Source organism: Mesorhizobium sp. M0830 (genome assembly GCF_040319965.1).
GTDB lineage: Bacteria > Pseudomonadota > Alphaproteobacteria > Rhizobiales > Rhizobiaceae > Mesorhizobium.
Map to the genome: position 1 here is coordinate 1 of NZ_JAMYOR010000030.1, position 23,359 is coordinate 23,359.

22 protein-coding genes and 1 pseudogene are annotated in these 23,359 nt (G+C 61.6%); 8 read left to right on the forward strand and 15 right to left on the reverse strand.

The annotated features are described in order from the left end of the window. The 6 genes and pseudogenes from NKI20_RS18460 to leuD form a co-directional block, all read right to left on the reverse strand. Nucleotides 1-254: pseudogene (locus NKI20_RS18460) on the reverse strand (hypothetical protein); the annotation flags it as partial. A gap of 5 nt (nucleotides 255-259) precedes the next feature. Beyond that, a complete protein-coding gene (gene leuB / locus NKI20_RS18465; protein WP_352606110.1) occupies nucleotides 260-1,363 on the reverse strand; it encodes a 3-isopropylmalate dehydrogenase in 1,104 nt (367 codons plus the stop codon). A 90-nt stretch (nucleotides 1,364-1,453) separates the two neighbouring features. Then, nucleotides 1,454-1,804: a VOC family protein gene (locus NKI20_RS18470; protein ID WP_352832780.1), complete on the reverse strand. Its 351-nt coding sequence runs from the start codon at nucleotides 1,802-1,804 to the stop codon at nucleotides 1,454-1,456. Between the two features lie 11 nt (nucleotides 1,805-1,815). Then, entirely contained in the window at nucleotides 1,816-2,199 is a 384-nt protein-coding gene (locus tag NKI20_RS18475; RefSeq protein WP_023758962.1) for a RidA family protein, read from the reverse strand. 310 nt (nucleotides 2,200-2,509) lie between these two features. Then, nucleotides 2,510-3,433, reverse strand: a complete 924-nt coding sequence (locus NKI20_RS18480; RefSeq protein ID WP_352832784.1) for an Ivy family c-type lysozyme inhibitor — start codon at nucleotides 3,431-3,433, stop codon at nucleotides 2,510-2,512. Nucleotides 3,434-3,488: 55 nt separating this feature from the next. Next, nucleotides 3,489-4,094: a 3-isopropylmalate dehydratase small subunit gene (leuD, locus tag NKI20_RS18485; RefSeq protein WP_352832787.1), complete on the reverse strand. Its 606-nt coding sequence runs from the start codon at nucleotides 4,092-4,094 to the stop codon at nucleotides 3,489-3,491. Between the two features lie 260 nt (nucleotides 4,095-4,354). Between leuD and NKI20_RS18490 the strand changes: the two genes are divergently transcribed. Then, nucleotides 4,355-4,780: a GNAT family N-acetyltransferase gene (locus NKI20_RS18490; protein ID WP_352832790.1), complete on the forward strand. Its 426-nt coding sequence runs from the start codon at nucleotides 4,355-4,357 to the stop codon at nucleotides 4,778-4,780. Between the two features lie 235 nt (nucleotides 4,781-5,015). Here NKI20_RS18490 and NKI20_RS18495 read toward each other — a convergent pair whose 3' ends face one another. The 6 genes from NKI20_RS18495 to NKI20_RS18520 form a co-directional block, all read right to left on the reverse strand. Further along, the gene (locus tag NKI20_RS18495) at nucleotides 5,016-6,182 is read right to left on the reverse strand and encodes an NAD(P)/FAD-dependent oxidoreductase (protein ID WP_352832793.1); all 1,167 of its coding nucleotides are present in this window, start codon (nucleotides 6,180-6,182) and stop codon (nucleotides 5,016-5,018) included. Between the two features lie 28 nt (nucleotides 6,183-6,210). Continuing rightward, nucleotides 6,211-7,806, reverse strand: coding sequence for a sensor histidine kinase (locus NKI20_RS18500; RefSeq protein ID WP_352832795.1), 1,596 nt, complete (start codon nucleotides 7,804-7,806; stop codon nucleotides 6,211-6,213). Then, complete coding sequence (locus tag NKI20_RS18505; RefSeq protein ID WP_352832798.1) at nucleotides 7,797-8,489, reverse strand: response regulator; 693 nt, start codon at nucleotides 8,487-8,489, stop codon at nucleotides 7,797-7,799. Before NKI20_RS18505 ends, NKI20_RS18500 begins: the two co-directional genes overlap by 10 nt. Before the next feature lie 108 nt (nucleotides 8,490-8,597). Continuing rightward, on the reverse strand, nucleotides 8,598-8,876 hold the full coding sequence (locus NKI20_RS18510) for a hypothetical protein (protein WP_352832800.1): 279 nt from the start codon (nucleotides 8,874-8,876) through the stop codon (nucleotides 8,598-8,600). Between the two features lie 504 nt (nucleotides 8,877-9,380). Next, nucleotides 9,381-10,445: a cyclic nucleotide-gated potassium channel gene (locus NKI20_RS18515; RefSeq protein WP_352832803.1), complete on the reverse strand. Its 1,065-nt coding sequence runs from the start codon at nucleotides 10,443-10,445 to the stop codon at nucleotides 9,381-9,383. 219 nt (nucleotides 10,446-10,664) lie between these two features. Further along, on the reverse strand, nucleotides 10,665-12,047 hold the full coding sequence (locus NKI20_RS18520; RefSeq protein WP_352832806.1) for an adenylate/guanylate cyclase domain-containing protein: 1,383 nt from the start codon (nucleotides 12,045-12,047) through the stop codon (nucleotides 10,665-10,667). Nucleotides 12,048-12,460: 413 nt separating this feature from the next. Here NKI20_RS18520 and NKI20_RS18525 point away from each other — a divergent pair, with 413 nt between their 5' ends. From NKI20_RS18525 to NKI20_RS18535, 3 genes are read left to right on the forward strand one after another with little or no spacing between them, the layout of a single operon-like run. After that, a complete protein-coding gene (locus tag NKI20_RS18525; RefSeq protein WP_031261200.1) occupies nucleotides 12,461-13,675 on the forward strand; it encodes a glycosyltransferase family protein in 1,215 nt (404 codons plus the stop codon). 1 nt (nucleotide 13,676) lies between these two features. Beyond that, nucleotides 13,677-14,921 carry a glycosyltransferase gene (locus tag NKI20_RS18530; protein ID WP_352832809.1) on the forward strand — a complete coding sequence of 415 codons (1,245 nt, stop codon included), beginning with the start codon at nucleotides 13,677-13,679 and terminating at the stop codon, nucleotides 14,919-14,921. Further along, complete coding sequence (locus NKI20_RS18535; RefSeq protein WP_352832812.1) at nucleotides 14,918-16,114, forward strand: glycosyltransferase family protein; 1,197 nt, start codon at nucleotides 14,918-14,920, stop codon at nucleotides 16,112-16,114. The genes NKI20_RS18530 and NKI20_RS18535 overlap by 4 nt, the downstream gene beginning before the upstream one ends. A gap of 7 nt (nucleotides 16,115-16,121) precedes the next feature. On the opposite strand, the gene NKI20_RS18540 is transcribed toward NKI20_RS18535, so the two are convergent. Continuing rightward, complete coding sequence (locus NKI20_RS18540; protein ID WP_352832893.1) at nucleotides 16,122-16,793, reverse strand: class I SAM-dependent methyltransferase; 672 nt, start codon at nucleotides 16,791-16,793, stop codon at nucleotides 16,122-16,124. 83 nt (nucleotides 16,794-16,876) lie between these two features. Between NKI20_RS18540 and NKI20_RS18545 the strand changes: the two genes are divergently transcribed. The 4 genes from NKI20_RS18545 to NKI20_RS18560 all read left to right on the forward strand — a co-directional run bounded on the left by NKI20_RS18545 (nucleotide 16,877) and on the right by NKI20_RS18560 (nucleotide 21,446). Next, complete coding sequence (locus tag NKI20_RS18545; protein ID WP_352832814.1) at nucleotides 16,877-17,140, forward strand: hypothetical protein; 264 nt, start codon at nucleotides 16,877-16,879, stop codon at nucleotides 17,138-17,140. A gap of 17 nt (nucleotides 17,141-17,157) precedes the next feature. Then, on the forward strand, nucleotides 17,158-19,872 hold the full coding sequence (locus NKI20_RS18550) for an ABC transporter transmembrane domain-containing protein (RefSeq protein WP_023762178.1): 2,715 nt from the start codon (nucleotides 17,158-17,160) through the stop codon (nucleotides 19,870-19,872). Nucleotides 19,873-19,955: 83 nt separating this feature from the next. After that, a complete protein-coding gene (locus NKI20_RS18555) occupies nucleotides 19,956-20,405 on the forward strand; it encodes a cyclic nucleotide-binding domain-containing protein (protein ID WP_352605636.1) in 450 nt (149 codons plus the stop codon). A 186-nt stretch (nucleotides 20,406-20,591) separates the two neighbouring features. Next, nucleotides 20,592-21,446 (forward strand): MBL fold metallo-hydrolase, encoded by an 855-nt coding sequence (locus NKI20_RS18560; RefSeq protein ID WP_352832897.1) that lies wholly within the window; start codon nucleotides 20,592-20,594, stop codon nucleotides 21,444-21,446. Between the two features lies 1 nt (nucleotide 21,447). Here the strand turns inward: NKI20_RS18560 and NKI20_RS18565 are convergent, their stop codons facing one another. Further along, nucleotides 21,448-22,209, reverse strand: coding sequence for a polysaccharide deacetylase family protein (locus NKI20_RS18565; protein ID WP_023762175.1), 762 nt, complete (start codon nucleotides 22,207-22,209; stop codon nucleotides 21,448-21,450). After that, nucleotides 22,206-23,294 carry a glycosyltransferase family 4 protein gene (locus NKI20_RS18570; RefSeq protein WP_352832818.1) on the reverse strand — a complete coding sequence of 363 codons (1,089 nt, stop codon included), beginning with the start codon at nucleotides 23,292-23,294 and terminating at the stop codon, nucleotides 22,206-22,208. The genes NKI20_RS18565 and NKI20_RS18570 overlap by 4 nt, the downstream gene beginning before the upstream one ends. Nucleotides 23,295-23,359: the final 65 nt, after the last annotated feature.

The window sequence follows — 23,359 nt, forward strand, 5'->3', positions numbered from 1 at the left end:
TCAAGCGTAAGCGCCTCAAAGCCCTCATGAACCCGACCTACCGCCAAGCCGTCCTTGCAGGTTAACGATTCATGATTTCGCCCTGGCGCGAAATGCGGATAGGCCGGACTTTCCTCGCCAAGCCATTTGCGTGCGGCAGACAGGGCCCGGTCGGCATCTAGGCGCGGCTGCCGGTAATGCTCCGCCATCTCGCACAGTATGGCCGCCAGTGCCGCCGCGTCCTCGATCGTCGCCCAGCGGACATCGACCGCCATGGAGATCAGCCGAGGAACCTGGCGATGATCGCGTCGCCCATCTCAACGGTGCCGACCTCGGTCATGCCATCGGACATAATATCCTTTGTCCGCAGGCCTGCGTCGAGCACGGCGGCGATCGCGCTTTCGACACGGTCGGCTTCAGCAACCATGCCGAAGGAATAGCGCAGGCACATGGCGAAGGAGGCGATCATGGCGATCGGGTTGGCAATGCCCTTGCCGGCAATATCCGGCGCCGAGCCGTGCACCGGCTCGTACAGCGCCTTGCGCTTCTTGGTCTTCACGTCGGGCGCGCCGAGCGAGGCCGACGGCAGCATGCCGATCGAGCCGGTCAGCATGGCGGCGATGTCGGACAGCATGTCGCCGAACAGATTGTCGGTGACGATGACGTCGAACTGCTTTGGCCAGCGCACCAGCTGCATGCCGCCGGCATCGGCCAGCATGTGGTCGAGCTTGACGTCTGAATAGCGCGCCTTGTGCGTTTGGGTGACGACCTCGTTCCACAACACGCCGGACTTCATCACATTGCGCTTTTCCATCGAGGTGACATGGTTCTTGCGGGTGCGTGCCAGCTCGAAGGCGACGCCCGAAATGCGCTCGATCTCGAACGTGTCGTAGACCTGCGTGTCGATGCCGCGCTTCTGGCCATTGCCCAGATCGATGATCTGCTTCGGCTCGCCGAAATAGACGCCGCCGGTCAGCTCGCGCACGATCAGGATGTCGAGACCCTCGACCACCTCCTGCTTGAGCGACGAGGACGCCGCCAGCGCCGGATAGCAGATGGCCGGGCGCAGGTTGGCGAACAGTTCCATGTCCTTGCGCAGGCGCAGCAGGCCGGCTTCGGGGCGCACCTCATAGGGCACTGCATCCCATTTCGGACCGCCGACGGCGCCGAACAGCACCGCATCCGCCGCCATCGCCTTTTCCATGTCGGCATCGGAGATCGCCGCGCCATGCGCATCATAGGCACAGCCGCCGACCAGACCTTCGTCAGTGGAAAAATCGCTGCCAAGCTTGTCGTTCATGACAGCAATCAGTTTCTTGACCTCGGCCATGGCCTCTGGACCGATGCCGTCGCCGGCGAGCAGGAAAAGATGCTTCGTTGCCATGGAGAACCGTCCCAGAAAGAATGCGTTGCGATTTGCGGCCTTGCTAAACGCCAAGCGCTTGGCGCGCAAGCCCGCGCGCCATAACCATGATCACTGGTGCGAGAGAATGTTGACCAGCCGGCCGAACGGATCGCGCACGTAGAAGCGCCGTACGCCCCAAGGCTCGTCGGCCGGCCCGTATTCGATGGCGAAGCCGGCGGCACTCATGGCATCGAGCGCCGCATCGACATCGTCGACCTCGATCGAGAGATCCGGCACCGGCGTACCGGAGCCGCCTTGCGCCATGAAACTGACCTGCACCTGCATCTCTTGATCGGAACCGTAGGTCGCGATCCAGCCAAGATCCATCAGCACATCGAGGCCGAGCACGTCCTGGTAGAAGCGCTGTGCCGCAGCGATATCAGGTGTCTCGATGTTGGCAACGATACGCCGGACTTTCATCTGCCCGCCTTTCACGCCGTGCGCCGCAGCGCCGTCACCTCGATCTCGATCTTCATTTCCGGTCTGTTGAGCTGGCAGACGATCATCGTCGCCGCCGGCCTGATGTCGCCGAACGTCTCGCCGAGGATCGGGAAGACGACATCCACGAAGGCCTGGTCGGTGATGTAGTAATGCGCCCGCACCACATCGGCCATCTCGAAGCCGCCGTCCTGGAGAGCCTTGCCGATCGTCGCCAGGCAATTGCGCGTCTGCGCTTCCACCGTCTCCGGCATCGTCATCGTCGCATAGTCGTAACCGGTCGTCCCCGACACGAAACACCAGTCGCCCTGCACCACCGCGCGCGAATAGCCGGCGGTCTTTTCGAACGGCGAGCCGGTGGAGATCAGTTTTCGCATGGTGTCCTCGCAGGATTGAGGGTGGCCATTTTGCAGGGAATATGCTGGTTCGGCCATGGGCCAACGCAGAGGGATCGGCGGTGCAAACTCGATGCCGGCGGGGCAGCACCCCCTCTGGCCTGCCGGCCATCTCCCCCGCAAGGAGGGAGATTGGCAGCTTTGACGAACCGCCATTCTTGCAACGTTGAAAGATTTGCGAAAGTCGTGGTGACGGCCGATCTCCCCCCTTGCGGGGGAGATGCCCGGCAGGGCAGAGGGGGGGTGTGAAGGATCGCGGCGTAACAATCTTCAGTTCACCACCGACAAATGCCTAATTCGCCGAGCCCAGCGCCTTGTCCAGCGCCTCCTTGACATCGGCCGGCCATGTCGCCACTGCCGGCCAGGCGTTCGGCTCGCCATTGTCGCCGCGGCGGGCGAAGTAGAGCTTGTGCTTGGCCGGGTCGACCGCCATGAAGCCGTCATTGCCGCCGCAGTCATGCGGCACGCAGCCGCTGGCGTAGAAGGCGCCCGAAGCGGTCTTTTCCGTGCCGCCGCCGACCAGCAGGCTGGTCGCCATGTCGGGCATGTTCTTGCCCAGCAGCTTTTCAGCTTCCTTGTAGACAGCCTCGTTGTGGAAGGCGTCGATGATGTTCTGGTACTTTTCCGGATCGATGTCCTTCCAGTCCGTGCCGGGTTCCGGCATGTAGGTCAGATTGCCCGAAATCGTCAGCCCGTCGGTCGGCGACCATTGCAAAGCCGGCTTCTGGTCGCCTGGCAACAGATAGGGCACGAAATAGATGGCGTTGTCGGACACCGCCGATGGCGGCGCGCCGCAATCGTCCTGCTCGACTGTGGTGCTCTGGATGGTGCCGCCTTCCGGCTTCCAGACGATCACTGTCGCCGGCCCGCATTGATTGCCGCCATCGCCGACATCGAACAGCGCCACCTTGACGCCGCCGACCTCGGCTATTCTGTCGAAGAAGACGTCATAGTTGGTGGCCAGCTGCTTGCCGTCATAGGCAAGCACCTTCTCACCGTCCTGTTCCGGTTGGGTGATGGTCAGCTGGCCGCCCTCGAATGGCACAGGCGCTTGGCTGTCGTCATCGGAAGCGTCGGCGGCGTCTGCTCCCTGGTCGGTGGCAGGCCTTTCGGCCGCCGGCGCTGGCGCGGCGGGCGTCTGCGTCTGGGCGTGGCCCACGGCAGTCAGCAAAAGAAACGCCAGCCCGCAGCCGCCGGCAAGAAGCGAACGAGTCATGACTGTCCCTCCACTCAGCCGCAACGAACCCGCCTATCCGCCCTGAGCGTACCGCTCAGGCCCACGGACGCTGTTCGGCGTTCTTCTTCTCGAACGAAGCGATGGCGCCGGCCTTCTCCATGGTCAGGCCGATGTCGTCGAGCCCGTTGAGCAGGCAGTGCCGCTTGAAGTCGTCGAGGTCGAAGGTGACCACACCACCATCTGGCCCGCGGATTTCCTTGGCCTCGAGATCGACCGACACCGTGGCGTTGGAACCGCGTGACGCGTCGTCCATCAGCTTCTCGAGATCGTCGGGGCTGACGGTGATCGGCAGAATGCCGTTCTTGAAGCAGTTGTTGTAGAAAATGTCGGCGAACGAGGTCGAGATGACGCAGCGAATGCCGAAATTGAGCAGCGCCCACGGTGCATGCTCTCTGCTCGAGCCGCAGCCGAAATTGTCGCCGGCGACCAGAATCTGCGCCTTGCGGTAGGCCGGCTTGTTGAGCACGAAATCCGGATTTTCCGAACCGTCGTCCTTGTAGCGCATTTCGGCGAACAGGCCGGTGCCGAGCCCGGTGCGCTTGATCGTCTTCAGATAATCCTTGGGGATGATCATGTCGGTGTCGACATTGACGATCGGCATCGGAGCCGCGACGCCGGTGAGCTTGGTGAATTTTTCCATGGCTTTTGCCCGTGTTTTCGTTGCGGGGGAATTTGCTGACGCCGGTTTACACAATGCCGGCGGCAAATAAAAGGCAACTGTTTGTGCGCGGCGTATGGCGGCGAACCCGCCCCGTCTTGACCGGGGGCCTCCAGCATGTAGCTGGCGCTCTTCCCCTGAGCTACGGGCTGCCGGGACGGCTTTACCATGCCGCATGCCAAAACTGAAACACTTCAAAAAGTGGCTTCGAAATGCTCGCCCGCTGGTGCACTCTGGCAGCCATGATTGAGAATTCGCACGTCCTCTATGCCAGCGAGCCGCAGCTCGACATCGCCGAATTCCGTCGCGTGCTGGTGGACTCCGGCCTTGGCGAAACGCGTCCTGTCGATGACGACGCTCGCCTCCAGACGATGCTTTCAGGCGCAAACCTAGTCCTGACCGCGCGTCTCGACGTGGAGGGCAAGCCGCTGATCGGCGTTATCAGGGCGCTCACCGACTTTTCCTGGGTCTGCTACATCTCCGAACTCGCCGTTTCCCAATCGGCGCAGGGGCTCGGCATCGGCAAGGGCCTGATGGACGAGGCGCGCCGGCAACTCGGGCCGTCCGTCGCCATCAGCCTGATCTCCATGCCCGATGCCGTCGGCTTTTACGAGCGCATCGGCATGAAGCGCATGGCCGATGCCTTCTGGTTCGCCCGCAAGGGCTGACTGCGGTCACTTGACTTGCAACACTAGCGGGACAGCACCCCCCTCTGGCCTGCCGGCCATCTCCCCCGCAAGGGGGGAGATAGCAACTTCGACGCTCCGCTCATTCTTGCCACGCTGGAGATTGGCGAAAGCGGTTGAGCGCGTAATCTCCCTCCTTGCGGGGGAGATGGCCGGCAGGCCAGAGGGGGGTGGGCGGGAACTCGACAGAACGGCTTTATTCTGCGACGCCCCCGTCTCAAATCACATTCAATTCCCGAAACGCCCGCCCCTCCGCAATCCGGCCATAGCCGAACGCCGAACAGTCCACCGTGCGATAACCGCCATGCACGATCAGCTCGGCCAGCGCCTTGCCGACCGCCGGCGCCTGCTGCAGGCCGTGGCCGGAGAACCCGTTGGCGAACAGGAAATTGCCGACCTGCGGATGCGGGCCGATCACCGCGTTCTGGTCGAGTGTGTTGTAGTCGTAGTGGCCGGCCCAGGCGCGCGTCGGCTTGATCGCCTCGAAGGCCGGAACGCGGGTCGCCAGCACCGGCCAGATCACCTCTTCGAACAGCGGCCAATCAACCTCGAAATCCCCGGGGGCAGCCGGGCCATCGCCCTCTTCCGGTTCGGCACCGCCGGTGAGATAGACCGAGCCTTCCGGGCGCACATAGATGCCGGACGGGTCGACCAGCAGCGGCATGTCGGTGTATTTCTCGCGCGCCTCGAAAACGAAGACATTGCGTTTGCGCGGCTCTACCGGCAGCGCCAGGCCGGCCATGCCGGCCACCTTGCCGGCGTTCGGCCCAGCGGCGTTGACGACGATGCCGGCCTCCAGCACCTCGCCATTGTCGAGCCTGACGCTGGTGACGCGGTTGCCGTCGCACGCAATATTGGTGACATCAGCGGTGATGAAATCGATCTTCTTCAGCCGCAATGCCTTGCGGAACAGCATCAGCATCGCATGCGCGTCGAACCAGCCCTCGCCTGTCCGGCCATAGGCACCGGCGGTGATGCCTTCGGCCGATAGCCACGGGAAGCGGCGCACCAGCGCGTCGGCGTCCTCGAGAACGATGTCGGCGCCCTCGGCCATCTGCACGTCGTGATTGGCCTTCAGGATCGGCAGCCCGTCCTCGCCGGCAAGGATGAGATAGCCACCCTCGCGAAAGCCGATATCGGCATCCGCGCCGAACTCTTCCTTCAGCCGCCGGAACAGTTTCAGCGTGAACTGCGACAGCCGGATGTTTTCCGGGATCGAGAATTGCTGGCGGATCGAGGCCATGGATAGCGTCGTTGCCGCGTGGGCGAACTGCGGATCGCGCTCGATCAAGGCGATCGAGCCGGAAAACCCTTCCTCGCGCAGATAATAGGCGACCGAGGATCCGACGATGGCCCCGCCGATGATGACGATGTCGTAGCGCACTTTTTTCTCCGATCCTTTGCCCGCGTCCTCACGCGACCGGCAAGATGATCTCGAAGCGCGTGCCGCGTTCGGAGTCAACCAGTGCGATCATACCATCATGCGCTTTCAGGAGGGCCAGGACGATGCCGAGGCCCATGCCGGTGCCGCCCGAATCGCGGCGCGTGGTGAAGAACGGCTCGAAGATGCGCGCCCGGTTGGCGGGCGAAATGCCGGCGCCGTTGTCGCTGACCAGGATGCGCGCCTTGCCACCGGCGCTCATCGCGTCAATCGAAACCTCCGTCGCACCATGCCTGGCGGAATTGTCGATGAGATTGGCAAGCACGATTGCCGCATTCTCCGCCGATATGCGCAAGGCCAGATCGCCGCCGGCTTCGACGCGAACCGCCAGCCTGTTGTCGCCGGGAAGCAGCGCCAATGCCGCGCCGATCGAGATGCTTTCGCCGCTCGGCGCCAGGTTTTCGGCGCGCGCCAGATCGAGCAGCCGCCGCACCAGCAGATTGAGCCGCCCCGCATCGGTAACGATATTGTTGGAGAAGCGCCGACGCTCCGTATCGTCCATCGCGCTACCTGAATCGCGCAGCAGCTCGGCCGCGCCCTGGATCGCCGTCAGTGGCGATTTGAGTTCGTGCGAGACATGGGTGGCAAACGTCTGGATGGAATCCGAGCGTGCCTGCAGTTTTTCGGCCATGTCGAGGAAGGCGGCGGACAGCTCGGCCATCTCATATGTGCCGTGGTGGTCGAGCGGCCGGATCGCACCAGGATCACCGGCGGCGATGCGCTCGGTGCGGTCGATCAGCGCGTAGATCGGCCGGCTGACGGTTCGCAGGAAAACCAGGCCGATGAGCAGCGTGCCGCCGAGGATGGCGATCGCCGCCAACGTCACCTTGCCGCGCTCGCCATAGAGATGTTTGATGATGTTGTTGGGCGTCCGCGACACATAGACCACGCCGGCGACCTGGCCATCGACGGCCACCGGCAAGGCGACGAAGACACGCACCTTGGTGCCGCGGCTGACCGAATAGAGCGGCGGTGTCGGCTGGTCGGGGATACGCAGCCTGAGTGCGCTGGCGTAGCGGCCGGCGAGTGCCTCGCGCACCTCTTCAACGCCAGCGAGCGATTGCCCAACCTCGCCGCGCCCGGCAATGACGACGCCTGTGGGATCGAGCAATCGGAAACCGGCAAGCGTGGTTTTCTGGGTTGCGTCGAGAATGCCGGACAGGCGGGTGCCGATCGCGGCGAAGGCGGGATCGGCGGTCGCAGTCACCGCCGCCGGCCGGATGGGAAGCACGTAGTCCGAGGCAAGATCGAGTTGCGGCTCGATCGGCCTGTACAGGTCCGGATTGGCGCTTCGGCTCGCATTCCCACCTGCCTGCCGCATCGGTGCGCCGAGTTTTTCCACGGGAATGCCGACGTCGCGCACATCCTGCGCATAGATGGCGGCGATGGCCGCGCCTTGCGCGATCAGCTCCGCCTCGGTCTGGCGGATCAGCTGGTTCTCGTAGAGGCGGAAGAAGAACAGGCCGACCAGCGGCAAGGCCATCACCACGATCAGGATGGCGACGACGACCGTGGCGAGGCGAGGCCGCCATTTGCGGCCGATCCACTTGCTGGAAGTCAGCCGCATCGGCCGAGCCGGAAGCCGACGCCATGCACGGTCTCGATGACCTCAGGGCAACCCAGTGCCGCCAACTTGGCCCGGATGTTGCGGATGTGGCTGTCGACGGTGCGGCCGGCGACATGGATATTGCCTGCATAGGCGCTGGCCGTCACCGCGTCGCGGTCGAGCACATGCGTCGGCCGCGCCAGGAATCCCTTCAGGATCGAGAACTCTATCCCCGTCAGGGCAAGCGGCTTGCCGTCGAAGCTGGCGGCATGGCTGGCCGGCGCCAAAGCAAGCTTGCCATGCACGAACTGCCGGTCGTCTACCGGTTCGGGCGACGCCGGGCGGGCGCGCCGCAGGATGACGTTGACCCGGGCCACCAGCTCGCGCGGGCTGAACGGTTTCGTCACATAGTCGTCACCGCCCATTTCGAGGCCCAATATGCGATCGATCTCTTCGTCACGCGCCGACAGGAACAGCACCGGCACATCGGATGTGTGCCGCAGCCGCCGGCAGACCTCCAGCCCATCCATCTCCGGCATGCCAATGTCGAGCACGACGAGGTCGGGTGCCTTCCGCCCGATCGCTTGCAGGGCAGCGGCGCCGTCGGCCACTCCTTGCGTTTTCATGCCGGCCTTTTCAAGCGCGAAGCAGATCACCTCGCGGATATGCGGATCGTCGTCGGCGACGAGGATGTGATGCGGCATCGATCAGCGGCCCGGCAAATGGGATTCGATATGGTCAGGAACCACGGGCGGACCCCTGGTGTCGAGAGTGCGCAGCAGCCGCCAGTCGAGGGGAACGCCCCTGGCCGGTCATTTCGAAGGAATGGCGACATTGTAATTGGCAATCAGCGCGGCGAAATTGATGAGACAGCCGGCATGGAGCGCCAGAGATAACGTCGGAAGATTGGCCGACAGCAGCCATTCGTTGGATTTTCCCAACGCGATGCGGGCGGCAAGCAGGAAGGCGAACAGGAAAACCGTGATCCCGGCGGGTTGGCCATAAAAGAGAAATTCCGCAAGTGCTGGCAACAGCACGGCAACGCCGAAGCGGCTGCAACAGCTCAGCACGGCGGTGAACGGCGAGGTCATAACCTGGCTTCCCTGATGGCTTCGAGCCGGATTGGCGCCGGGCGCTTGCGGGCAAACGGAATGAGCATCGCCAAAGAGCTTGCGCGCGGCGGATCGGCCAGCCACCAGCCTTCACTGCGCAGCCGATAGGGCAGGGACCAACAGGGTTTTGCTCGCTTTTGCATGCCGCCTGTTTCGCAGGTCGGCGAGGAAACGGTGCGGCGGATGCGAGGAGGTTTCCCGCAAGCTTGTGCAGTTTTCGTGCAGGGCTGGGGCAACCACTTCGAACTGGAATTTGCCCACCCTTCCAGAGGTTGGCGCCCTCTCATCTGCCTGCCGGCATCTTCTCCCCGTAAACGACGGCCTCCGGGAACTTCTCTGCTTTAAAGTTCGAGCGTCTGCCGTCGGCCTTCGCGCGAGACAGGACAGCCAAGCGAGGCGATGTCAGGCGGTCACCAGGGACAACTGAATGGCCGATAAGCGGCACACAACCTTCCCATCACATCCTCCTCGTGAAGAACACACCTAGTGCGGCGCCGCGCCGCGCCGCTCGAGCGCGGTCTTGCGGATGATTTCCGCGATCTCCGGGCTGCTGCTGCACAGCATCTGGAAATCCGCCGAGTGCAGCGACAGGAGTGAGACCCCCGTTGCGGCGCTGACGGTCGCCGAGCGCGGTTCGCCGCTGATCAGCGCCATCTCGCCGAAGAAGGCGCCAGGGCCAAGCTCCACCGGGTTCGGCGTCGCGACGCTGACGCGCCCCTCCACGACGAAGAACATCTGATCACCGGTCTCGCCATTGCGGCAGATCACGGCGCCCGCCGGCATGACGCGAGGTCTTAACGCGCGCACGATCTCGACTAGCGCGGCCGGGCCGAGCTTCTGAAACAACGGCACGGCGGCGACCAATTGCCAATTGCGAACGAAATCCTCGCGACGCACTTCTTGATAAAAGCCGGTGGCAAGAATGCCAGCCCAGAGCGCGAAGATGCCGATGCCACTCATCATGACCATCCCGGCCAGGACCCGGCCGGCGAAGCTTTGCGGAATAGCGTCGCCATAGCCGGTGGTGGACAGCGTGACCACCGCCCACCACATTGCCTGGGGGATGCTGCCGAACTTTTCCGGTTGGGCGTCGCGCTCGATGACATAGGCCGCGAGCGCGACACCGAACAGAACGACGCCGAAGAGCGTCGTGACGCCGATCAGGTTGCGCGCTTCGTTGGTCAGGATCCTGCCCAGCAGCGGGAAGAAAGTCGAGTCGCGCAGAGGTTTCAGCAGCCAGACAGCACAGTAGAGGCTCCGGTCGGGCATACCGACGAGTAGAAATGCGGCGAGCGGAACCAAAACCGCGAGCACATCAATTGCGATTGCCGGCGTCCTGTCCCGAACGTCTCCCGCCCGGCGCTTGAGCAGCGTCTCGGCCAGTTGCAGGAGATAGACGCCCCAGATGACCGCGAGGACCGCAGCCAGAGCCAGTCTGCTTCGTCCGGACATGTCCGGTGTCGTGAGCGTAGCCACCGCCACAAGCCCAATCGCAGCCAGCAGCGCGTTGAGCGGCGCGTAAATTCTTAAGAAAGGCAGTGCCGACATTCTATGCTCACGAGCGGTTACCAGCCTCCAAACTAGGATGTCTTCAAGGCAAGCGCAAAGGTGCCGCCGTCGCGGCGACGTGCATTATCAACGGCAAACTCAGATATCCCGGATTGCTTCGTGACCGGACGTGAACAGCAAGCCACAACCGACGAGAATGACCCAATCCGGACATTGCAATGGGTCCGACGGAAAAACTGAAATATCGGGCCGTCGTTTTCACTCGAGCCCGATCCACACAAAGCCGTCCTGCTTTCGGCAAGGATATACGATCAGCTTTGCGCGGTTCTTCGAAATGTCACCCAAATATTCAAGTCCCGCCCTGGTACCGTCGTGCTCCAACTTGGCCCACTGCCTGATTTCGCCGGTAAGCAGGTCGAAACAACTCTGATGCCATCGGCAGACCAGGCCAAGATCTGCTGTGATCGTGCTCCCCGTGTGTGGGAGCTGCAGCGCCTCGACCTGAGCGGAACTTCGGCGTTCGTAGAGCGGCAGATGAAGATGCGGGCAAGCATTGTTGAAGGCGCAATAGTTGTCGGATCCACGAACGACGACGATATCGCAATCTTCAAAATCGAGAATCCGACGTTCGTAGGGCTGAAGCTCGTCTTCGGAAAAAGCGCGAACCCACCTCCTGCCGCCCTGACGGATGGTTTCGCGAAGCCCCTTGGCATTCAGCTCGGCGTCAATTTCGGGCTTCAGCCTGACGATTTCGAACAGGCTTGTGCGCTCGCCGGTACCGCGAAGGCGCACCCTGACGAAGTCGCCGATTTCCACCTTTTCGGCGATCTGGTCGCGGAGGGCCTCGGATATCAGCAAGCGCGTACCGGCATCTTTATTGGCGGACTCGACCCGGCTGGCCAGATTTACAACGTCGCCGATGGCCGTGAGACGTTCGTGGCCAGCAAAACCCAATGTGCCGATGACGGCTTCGCCGTAGTTGAGGCCGATACGAATATCGAAATCGATGCCATACATCGAGGCAAAGAACGGCTTCAGACGATCGACTGTGGCGAGGGTCTGAAGTGCGGCGTTCACGGCGCGGAGCGGAGCGTCTGGCTGGTCGTCGATACCGAATATTGCCATGAGCCCATCGCCGATCAGTTTGTCGATGAAACCGCCATTCTGCTCGATGATGTCGCCGACCTGGGCGAAGTAGCGATTGAGCAGATACATCACGTCATAGGGGGAAAGCCGCTCCGACAGCGCTGTGAAATCTACAATGTCGCTGAAGAAGACCGCAACACGCCTTGCTTCGCCGCAACGCGTCGCGGCAGAAGCACCAAGCTGGCTGGTGATCATCATGTCGGTTTCGTCTAGCACGAGGCGTCGGACGCGAAGCTCGCCTTCCGGCCGGAGTTGACAGGCCAGCCGAACCTCATCGGCCAATCTCAACCGGTTCGCCATCTGGGTTTCGTCGGGATTGCGGTCCGGGCAAGCCTCAATGCCGTCGAGAACCCAAACGCGGCATGTCGAGCATTTCGCCCTGCCGCCGCATGCGTGGGCAAATGGCACGCCCGATCTGAGAGCCGCCTCAAGCAATGTCTCACCTGCGGCCACGTCGAAATCCACTCTGTCGGGTAAAGCGGTTGCTTTGGTCATATCACCGAACAACGGTCCGTCGCGTTAACTGGCTGTCAGTGTAGCACCAATCGGGTCGGGCGGTGGAATCGTGCAAAATTCGGGCACCGACGAAGCCGAAATGGTTTCGTTGCGAGGACCGGACCGTAAGCCGTTGCAGCGGCAGCGACCGCTTGCCGAGCGGACAACGAGGGTTCATCACGGCGGACCGTATGGCGGGGAACGGCCCGATCCTGGCCGGGCGGTGCCTGAAGCCTTCGGATGAAGGGCAAAGTCGATGAGTTCGCGGATAACTAGGCGATCTGCGGTTTTCTGCTAATACAAATTGAAAATTGCGCCGTCATGTTTCACAACAGGTCGGTACAGCCAGGGGGTTCCGAAGCCTGCGGGTTTGTCACGGTCCTCAAGGCGAGAATTCGAAAAGACGTTCAATAATGACCCAGCACGCAGAAAATGCTCGAATTCTCATGTACAGCCACGACACGTTCGGGCTTGGCCACTTGCAGCGCTGCCGGACGATCGCGCATTCGCTGGTCGAGGATTTCCGGGGACTTCAGGTGCTTATCATTTCGGGTGCGCCTATAGCGGGCGCCTTCGACTACCGCGCCCGTGTCGACTTCGTGAAGATCCCCAGCGTCATCAAATTGCGCAACGGCGAGTACACCTCGCTGGAAAAGGATATCGATCTGCATGAGACGCTAAGGATGCGTCAGTCGATCATCCGCCACACAGCCGAGACCTTCCGGCCGGATATCTTCATCGTCGACAAGGAACCGCTCGGCCTGCGCGGTGAGATTGAGGACACGCTGTCCTACCTCAAGACGCGGGGAACCACGCTGGTGCTTGGCCTGCGCGAGGTGATGGATGCGCCGCATCTGCTCGAAGCAGAGTGGGCACGCAGGGATGTGATGCGCAAGATAGGCCTGTTCTACGACAAGATCTGGGCCTATGGTCCGCCGGATTTCTACGATCCGTTGACCGGCTTGGATGTGCCGCCGGTTGTCAGGGCAAAGATGAGATTCGTCGGTTTCCTGCAACGGAGCCTACAGCGGAACGAGTTGCCCGGCCACCGGCCCGAGGGCGATTATATCCTCGTTACCACCGGTGGCGGAGGCGACGGCGCCGAACTGATCCACGACGTCATCGATGCCTATCAGCAGGATCCGCAATTGCAACACAGGGCGCTGATCGTCCTTGGACCTTACATGCCGGCGCGCAAGCGCAACAAGCTGATCAAGAAGGGGTCCAAGATCCCCTACATCAAGATCATCGAGTTCGACAACCGCATGGAAGACCTGATTGCCGGCGCCAAGGCGGTTGTGGCGATGGGCGGTTACAACACCTATTGCGAGATACTATCTTTCGACAAGCCGGCGCTGATCGTGCCACGCGTCGAGCCCCGCGAGGAACAACTGATCCGCGCTCGGCGCGCAGCCGAACTCGGCCTCATCGAGATGTTTTTGCCGGAAGAAGCCAAGGACTCCCAGCGGTTTGCCGATGCACTGGTGGCACTGCCGGACTGGCCCCGCCCATCACAGAGCAATCCGCATCTGACGCTGGAAGGGCTGCCTCATATTTCCGAAATCGTCGCGGAACTGCTCGACCGGCGGCCCGGCCATCGCCTGTCGGTCATTGAAGGAATGAACTGACTTGCGACATCGCAAGATTGTCGTGGTTCTGAAGGGCTATCCGCGCGTATCGGAAACCTTTATCGCGCAGGAACTGCTCGGTCTGGAGCGCGCGGGGTTCGAGCTGATACTCGTCGCGCTCCGGCGGCCGACCGACGCAAAACGCCACCCCGTGCATGACGAGATCAAAGCGGCCGTCCACTATCTGCCGGAATATCTGCATGAAGAGCCGCTTCGCGTGCTTCGCTCGCTGTTTGCTTGTTTGCTGCGGCCGGGCTTCTGGCGCGCGCTCGGATCGCTGGCTGCCGATATCCCCCGCGACTTTACCCGCAATCGCGCGCGCCGTTTCGGGCAAGCGCTGGTGCTGGCGGCCGAATGGCCGAAAGACGCGGGATGGTTGCATGCACATTTCGTGCACACACCGGCATCGGTGACGCGCTATGCCAGCCAGCTTCTTAGCCTGCCCTGGAGCTGCTCAGCCCATGCCAAGGACATCTGGACTTCGGCGGACTGGGATTTGGCTGGCAAGCTTTCCTCGGCGCGCTGGACGGTCACTTGCACGAAGACCGGCTTCGACCGTCTGACAGAACTTGCTAACGGCAACTCGTCTGTGCATCTGAGCTACCATGGGCTCGACCTCGATCGTTTCGGCAGTTTTGGCGAGGCGCGAAAGCATCATGACGGCTCGGCGCTGGACGAACCGGTTATCCTTCTGAGTGTCGGGCGCGCCGTTGAAAAGAAAGGTTACGACACCTTGCTGGAGGCCCTTGCCCTCTTGCCTGGCGATTTGGCGTGGCGTTTCGAGCATATCGGCGACGGCGAGGAACTGGAACGGCTCAAGGTACTGGCGCAGAAGCTGGGACTGAGTGGTCGCGTCGCTTGGAAAGGCGCGCTCGCGCAGGAGGAGGTGCTTGAGCACTACCGCTGCGCCGACATCTTCGCCCTGGCCTGCAGGATCACCGCTAATGGCGACCGGGACGGTCTGCCGAATGTTCTGATGGAGGCGGCTAGCCAGCGGCTTGCCTGCGTGTCGACCAATATTTCCGGCGTGCCGGAGATTTTATCGCCGGATGAAACCGGGCTGCTGGTTCCGACGGAAAATCCAATTGCCCTGGCACAGGCGCTGGAGCGCCTGATCCGTGATCCCGTGCTGCGCACCCGCCTCGGCGACGCAGCAGAGCGGCGCGTGCGCGGCAACTTCGATCATTTGGCAAGCATTGGACAGCTCAAGGAACTGTTCGAGCGCGAGTGGCGGGCCGCCGATTGAACCGGCTGCGCGCCTTCCTTTATGTCCAGCACCTGCTCGGTATCGGCCATCTCGCGCGCTCTAGCCGTGTCGCGGCGGCTCTGGTCGATGACGGGTTTGACGTAACCATTGTGACCGGCGGAGCGCCGGTCGCGGGGTTTCCGGGACTCGGCGTAAAATCTGTAACCTTGCCACCTGTCACCTCCGGTGATGAAGGATTTTCCGGACTTGTCGATTTGCAGGGCAAACCCATCGACGATGATTTCAGGAAACGGCGTTCAGAGATGCTGCTGCAGGCATTCCGGGATTGCAGGCCGGATATCGTCATTATCGAGGCGTTTCCATTTGGACGCCGGCAGATGCGTTTCGAACTCTTGCCGCTGCTCGAGGCCATCGACGCGACGTCGCCCAGACCGCTGCTGGCGACGTCCGTGCGTGATATCCTTCAGGAGCGCGTCAAGCCCGGCCGAAACGAGGAAACGGTCGATCTCATCAACCGACATTTCGACCTTGTTATGGTCCATGGCGACCCGGCTTTCGCAACCATCGACAAGACATTTCCACTGGCTGGGGCGATCAGGGCCGAAGTCACCTATACAGGGCTCGTTGCCGCACCGCCGTCGCCCGTGGGGTCCGAGCGCTTCGACGTTCTGGTGTCGGTTGGCGGCGGGGCTGCCGGAAAGAGCCTTGTCGGCTCCACCATCGCAGCAGCGCGGAACGCCAACAACGGTTGGAAATGGTGTTTGATCACCGGCCCAAACCTGCCGAAAGACGAGTTTGACGCGATCGCAGGCGATGCCACGCCGGGCCTGTCCATCTTCAGGTTCCGCGCGGATTTCGCCAGCCTGCTGACCGGCGCCCGCCTGTCAGTGTCGCAGGCGGGTTACAACACGGTCTGCGATGTCCTGCGCGCGGGTTGTCGCTCCCTGCTCGTTCCATTTGCAGCCGGCGGGGAAACCGAACAAAATGTTCGCGCCCTGATGCTCGAAGAACTCGGTCTTGCAACGGTGCTGATGGAAAAGGACCTAACGCCTGAAGGTTTGACGCAAGCGATTGAACAGGCACTTGTGGCACCGACGCCGTCCGCGCATCGTCTCGATCTAGAGGGCGCGCGTCACTCGGCGCAAATCCTGCGCGAGCGGTATCGAACATGGTCCCTAAAAATGCGGCCCGGTTTCGGAAAAGCTGATGATCAAACGGACTTTGGATCCTAGTCTTGGTCTAAACAGATCCAATCAGCATGAAGCGCGTATAATTTTTTGTCGGCAATTCGCCGGAGAACCGCACCTCCCGTAGCGCCGCCATTGCTTCGAAGGCTGCAAGCGAAGCCACGCAGTTGATGTGCGTCGGCTCGCTGAAATAGTCGTTCGATTGCAGCAGTACATTCGTGCCCCGCGGAAGCAGAGCAAGCCAGGCGCGCAGATCGGCTATGTGTTCGCAGCTCGTATTGACCGTCAGGTCGGGCTGCCCGGCCGCATAGTCGAGCGCGTACATATCTGCCGTCAGCGCCCGGAACCGGTCGCCGGCTTCCCGGTTGAGGGTCCCGGCGACCGGCGCGACTTCGGGATCGATGTCGATGCTGTCGATCGCCACGATGTCGAAGCGAGCGTCGTTGAAAAGCATTGCGGGCAATACGCCGTACCATCCACCCAGAACCCATATGCGCCCGAACCGGCCGCCGCAGCTTTCGAACAGCCTATCGAGCGCCCACATCTTGCAGGCGACCTGCTTGTGATTGAAGGCGTTGGCGATATCGGCCTTCGGATGCTTGGCGATGACGCGCGCCAGCCCGGCAATGAGAGGGTCGTTGACATAGGCGGCAATTCCCCGCGTCAGGTCCAGGGCTTGTTCGTGCCAGTCCATGCCGGCATTGCGCGGTTGCGTGACATCCATCATATTCGTCTTGTATGTTGGGATTTCGGGCGACACAACGCAATCTTGCCTCCCGCAAGGCTGTTCGTTCCGCGGACGTGATCATGCTGCAAGCCGCTTCGCCATTGCCCGATGCCGGAGAGAGCCGGCTGCGTCTGTCCGGACCATCGGCGTCCATCCGCCAGTACCAGCCGCGCAGCTGCAGCCTCGTGCTCGGCTATTCGCCAAAACCCTACGGAAGCCGCGAATCGTCTGAGCGCAGGACAACCTCCCTGCACCGCAGCTTTGAGATTGTCGTTGGCAACGAAGAAATTGCCGATATCCCATTCGCCAGCAGGTGCGTCTCCATCCCGCATCCTTCCAACTGAAGGATCCACAGTCTCATATGGAACCCAGCCTAGCCCGCTATATCTGGACGCACACCAAGAAGCAGCAGCTCTGGATATTGATGATCGTCCTGCTTTCGATGATCCCGTATTTCATGTCCTTCGACCTGCCGAAGCTGATCGTCAACGGCCCGATCCAAGGCAAGGGCTTCGAGCAACCCGGCGCGACCCAGCCATTCATGAGGCTACACTATAACGTGCCGTTCATTGGAGAGGTCCAGTTCTTCTCCGGTTTTCAGCTCGACCGCAAGGAGACGCTGTTTGCCCTGAGCCTTGTGTTCCTCTTGCTGGTCGTCATCAACGGCCTGTTCAAGCTCTACATCAACACCTACAAGGGCCGCCTCGGCGAACGTATGCTGCGGCGTATCCGCTTCGATCTGGTCGATCGTGTGCTGCGGTTTCCGCCGGTCTACTTCAAGCGGGTGAAATCCGCCGAAGTGGCGACCATGGTGAAGGACGAGGTGGAGCCGCTGGGCGGCTTCATCGGCGATGCCTTCCTGCAGCCGGTACTGCTCGGCGGCCAGGCGCTGACGTCCATGCTGTTCATCATGATCCAGAACGTCTGGCTCGGAATGATAGCGGTCGTGATCGTGGTGATCCAGATCGTGCTCATCCCGCGAATGCGGCGGCGGCTGATCGTGCTCGGGCGCCAACGGCAGTTGACGGCGCGCGCGCTTTCGGGCCGGGTTGGCGAAATCGTCGACGGCATCGGCGCGGTTCACGTCCACGACACATCAAACTACGAGCGCGCCGACATAGCTGCCCGGCTCGGGCTCATCTTCAAAATCCGCTTCGATCTTTACCAATGGAAATTCATGGTGAAGTTCCTCAACAATTTTCTCGCGCAGCTCACGCCCTTTCTGTTCTACATGATCGGCGGGTATCTGGTCATCCAGGGGCGACTGGACGTCGGCCAGCTCGTGGCCGTGATCGGCGCCTACAAGGACCTGCCCGGACCGATGAAGGAACTGATCGACTGGGATCAGGATCGGCAGGATGTCCAGGTCAAATATCAACAGGTGGTTGAACAGTTCACCGTCGAGAGTCTCATCGCGCCGAAAATCGGGGCATTGACGATCGACGATCCCGAACCGATGACCAACCCCCTGTCGGCGATCGGTCTGTCCATAGCAGACGATGGCGGTGCGATGCTCCTCAACCGTGTCTCCCTCCAGGTCAAGCCGGGTGAGACGGTGGCGCTGGTCAGTACCGCAACAGGTGGAGCGGAGGCGCTTGCAGAAGCTTTCGCGCGGCTGAACTGGCCGGACAGCGGAAGAGTCGCTTCGGGCGCAGACGACCTGCTTGAACTCCCCGAAGCAGTGACCGGCCGGCGCATGTCCTATGCCTCGTCGGATGTTTTCCTGTTCCAGGCAAGCCTTCGCGACAACCTGCTCTACGGGTTGAAGCATGCGCCGCTGACATCGGCGTCTTATGACGGTGTCGCGGCGGACCAGCATCGCTGGAACATCCACGAGGCGCGCCGGTCGGGCAATCCGGATTTTGATATCCACAGCGACTGGATCAACTATGCTTCCGCTGGCGCTACCGGCCCGCACGACCTCTTTGAAGCCGTGCGCCGGGTGCTCGACGCGGTTGTTCTGTCGCGCGATATTCTGGATCTTGGTTTGCGCTCTTCGGCCGACCTCGCGCGTCACACGGAGCTTGCCAGGCGGATCGTCGAACTGCGTGCGGCGCTGCGAACCCGGCTGGACCAGGAAGGGCTGAGCGGACTGGTGGTTCCTTTCGAACCGGGCGCCTACAACAAGGAAGCAACGATCGGCCAAAACCTGCTCTTCGGCGCTGCCGCCGGCCCCGAACTGGCCGACAGGGCTCTTGCCGCCAATCCCTATTTTGCTTCTGTGCTGAGACAAGCCGGCCTCGACCGAACGCTCTACGAAATGGGCATGGAAATCGCCCAACAGGCGATTGAGCTATTTGCCGACCTGCCACCCGATCACCAGTTCTTCCAGCAGCTCGCCTTCATGAGCGCCGACGAGATACCCGCCTACGAAACCTTGCTGCAACGGCTCAAGAATCGTCCCTACGAGGCGGTTTCGGAGAACGACCGTGCCATGATCGTCACCTTGAGTTTTGCCTACATCGAGCCTCGGCACCGCTTCGGCCTGCTGAGCGATGAGCTGATGAGCAAGATCGTCGCTGCCCGCAACCGGTTCTATGAAAACCTGCCGCCCGAACTGCAAACTGCGGTCGAACGGTATGACCCTGCCAGATACATTGCCGCGGCCACCGTCATGGATAATGTCCTGTTCGGGCGTGTGGGCAACAATCATCCCGACGCGCCGGACCGCATACGCTCCATCCTCTATGACATTCTTGACGAGCTGGGGCTTTATGCCGAACTTCTGGATGTTGGCCTGGACTTCAACGTCGGCTCCGGCGGCAGGCGGCTGACCGGTGGACAGCGACAGAAGCTCGATGTTGCCCGAGCCTTGCTCAAGCGTCCCGATTTTCTCATTCTCAACCGGCCACTATCGGCGCTCGACCAACGCATGCAGGATAGGGTGCTGCGAAACGTGCTCGAGGAAGCCAGACGCGACGGCCATTCGCCGGCAATTGTGTGGGTCGTTACGAATCCGTCAATGGCGATGATGTTCGATCGCGTTATCGTCTTCGACTCGGGTCAATTGGTGGAAGACGGAACACACGAGACACTTTTGGCAGAGAACGGTATCTTCAAGGAACTGGTGTCGTAGAGCGATGTCCCGAAGACGGAATTAATTCCATCTGGGCGCCCGTTGCTCTAGTCTGGCAAGCGCGAATTTTGAGGTTTGCGACAATGCTGCTCAAGGATGAAGTTGGAATGCTGCAACGCGTTCCCTTGTTTTCTGGCATCGAGTTGACAAAGCTCAAATTGCTTGCGTTCACATCCGATCGCGTGAGCTACAGCGCCGGCCAGATCCTTTTCCGGCAGGGCGACGAGGGAGATGCCGCCTATGTCATCCTTTCGGGCAGGGCAGATATTCTGGTCGATTCCGACAGCGGACCGATAAAAGTTGCCGAAATGGTGCCAAATTCGATTGTTGGCGAGATCGCCATACTGTGCAACAGCTCCCGCACTGCCACCGTCAGAGCGGCAAGTCAGCTGGAAGCCTTAAGAATCAGCAAGGAACATTTCCTGAGGCTTATGAAGGAGTCGCCGGAAATGACCATTGAGATATTGCGGGTTCTTGCCGATCGCCTGAGCCACACCACTGCGGATCTGATCGACGCACGAAGCGCCAAATAGCGAATGACGTGCGGTCGATCCTCCCCGTCGTGATAGCACTGGCCTCTTGAGGTCACTGGAGGAAACCAGTCTCGCCTCTTGTTTGGACGCAAATTCGGACGGAAAACTGGTTCACACTGTTCCTGGAATTGCTCTAGCAGCAGTTGTTTGGCTACGATGAGCGACGGGAACCGCGAAGGGACTACCATGGACGACGACGTTTTCCTGGTCAGGTTTTGGGGTGTGCGCGGCAGCATTCCGGTATCGGGGCCAGAATTCTCTCGCTATGGCGGCAACACAAGCTGCATTGAGTTGCGATGTGGTAAGCATACGCTTCTGTTCGACGCGGGCTCTGGCCTGCGGCCTGCCGGCGGGGCGCTTCGGAAGTCGGGAGTGGCCGATTTCGACCTGCTTTTCACCCATTGCCACTACGATCACATCATCGGGCTGCCCTTCTTCGCGCCGATCTACGACCGGGGCGTCAAGGTTACGATTTGGTCCGGGCATCTTGCAGGACGCATGACGACCCGGCAGATGGTCAATGAGTTCATGCGGCCGCCGTGGTTTCCGGTGAAACTGGATGTCTGCAAGGCAAGCCTCGACTGCCGCGATTTCATGCCCGGAGACGTGCTTCGGCCGCGCGAAGGGGTGGTGGTCCGAACCGGCAGTCTTGTTCACCCAGGCGGCTGTATCGGCTATCGGGTCGAATGGGGCGGCCGCGTCGTGGCAGTGATCACAGACACTGAGCACGAGCCGGACAAACTCGATCGCACGGTGCTCGGCCTCATCGAAGATGCCGACCTCGTCATCTACGACTGCACATACACCGAGGAGGAAATGGAACGACGCCGCGGTAACGGGCACTCGACATGGCAACAGGGCGTCAAACTCTGTGAGGCGGCCGGTGCGCGAGGGCTTGCGCTGTTTCACCACGATGCGACACGCACCGACGAGGAACTGGATGAGATCGAGAAACTGGCCAAAGACAGGTTTGCCGGCGCTTTTGCCGCGCGGGATGGCCAGACGCTCGAATTTCCAGTCTCATTGCACAAAAAGCGCTGAGCTATTTTCCTTTGCCGGCGCTGCGCCCGATCAATGTCCTGATTGGAAGCCATGCGCAGGGGTCAGTCTGTGCAGTGACTGTGAACAGCCGTTCGAGGAAAAGCCAGGCCGATTCATCATGTACGAGATGGTGGGTGAGCAGGCCGACCGGTTCGTCGTCGAATGCATGCTGCAAGTGCGCGATGATAGCCTGGACCAATAAGCCATGATCGCGGCAGCCGCGCGTGCCATGCCAATCCATGATGTCGACATTGCTGTTGATGACCGCCAGTGAGGCCGGTTTCGGCGGCCCATAGACCGACAATGCCGCAAATCCTATCGATCCTAGGTCGGATACCAGGCCGGCGTCGATCCTGTTCCAGGGGGGCACCAGCATCGGAATGGTGCGCGCGCCGTGCAGGCCGGTTACGTGCGACAGCCCGCCAGCCAGTTCATCGAGCACCGCCTCGCGTGGCCGATGGGCGCCGAGTTCCTGCTTTTTCTGACCCTCGGGCGCATGATTTCGATGCAGCCAGCCATGGATGGCGACCGTGGTTTGCGGCGCCTCGTCAAGCCGGGCGACAAGCTTCTCGTCGGTGAGGGCCGGAATGACGGCCAGAGTGACCGGAACCGCGAACTCGCCGGTGAGGTCGAGCAGCCGATCAAGCGAAGGTGTCGGATCCACGGCATCATCGTCGCGCAGCCAGAACTCTGCCTTACGACCCGCCCGCTGCCGGCCCGCCAGTTCTTCCACCAAGGGCTGCCAGATCCGATCGGATGTCATGAAACGGAGACCTTCGGAAGAAGTTCGGCCAGACGCGCCGCTGCAACGCCGAGGGAACGTTCTTCGAGGATGAAACGTCTGGCTTCTGCGGCCATGATGGTTCTTTCGTCGTTACGGGCCAGAAGCCTTTCAACGGCAGAAGCGAACGCCGCCACATCGCTCGGCGGGGTGAGAAACCCGGTCTGGCCATCTCGCACGACTTCCGGCACGCCGGCGATGTCCTGAGCCACCACCGGAAGCCCGGCGGCCTGTGCTTCAAGATAGGCAACGCCATAGGCCTCGCCGAAACCCGGCCAGACGTAAATTCCTCCACCATAGAGGACATCCGGCACGGCGGCTGGCTCAATCGCGCCAAGCCATTCGATACGGTCGGCGGGCAAGCCGGCGAATTGCGCCTTGACCTCGTCACGGGCGGGCCCGTCGCCGACGACCGACATGGTCCAGGGCAGGTGGCCGATCACGCCGAGCGCTTGCGCCAGCATGCGATAGCTTTCGACTTTGTCGCCCGGGCGCATCATGGCAACGGTGACGAGGCGCGTCGGACAACCTCGTCCCGGCATTTCCCGGAATACCGATGTGTCGATGAAGGGCGACAGCATATCAAGAGCGACGTCGGGTATCGCATCTGCCAGTCCCTGACGATCCCTTTGCGTGAAGCAGATGTTCAGCGCCGCCTGCTCGACGGCTCGCACCACCAACGCTTGCGTATCGGCCCACAAACCGGCATTGCGCCGCCTCGAATAGGAAGCTTCCGCTGTCACATATGGGATAGCAAAGGTCGACGCCAGCTCGGGCCCGATCAGGTCGGGCGCTTTATAATAGGGATGATAGCAGAACCATAGATCGGGCTTGCCGTCACGATCCCAAAGCCTGGTCAGCCGCGCGGCTTCCCCTCGGGCCTCTATCTTGAGCGCATCGAAACTTTTCGGCTCCGGTTCGCGTAGATAGAAGCGCAATTCGGATGCCAGTTCGACGCTGTGGCCTCCATGCTCCAGCGCCTTGACCAGCATCCGTGCCATCTGGCGGTCGCCGGAGGCAACGGGATGATTGGGCGACTTCAGCGGCGCGTAGAAGGCAATTCGCATCGCGCGACCCTATCATCGGAAAGCATGCGCAAGTCAATTTCGAAGCATGATCGACTTCACCTTCA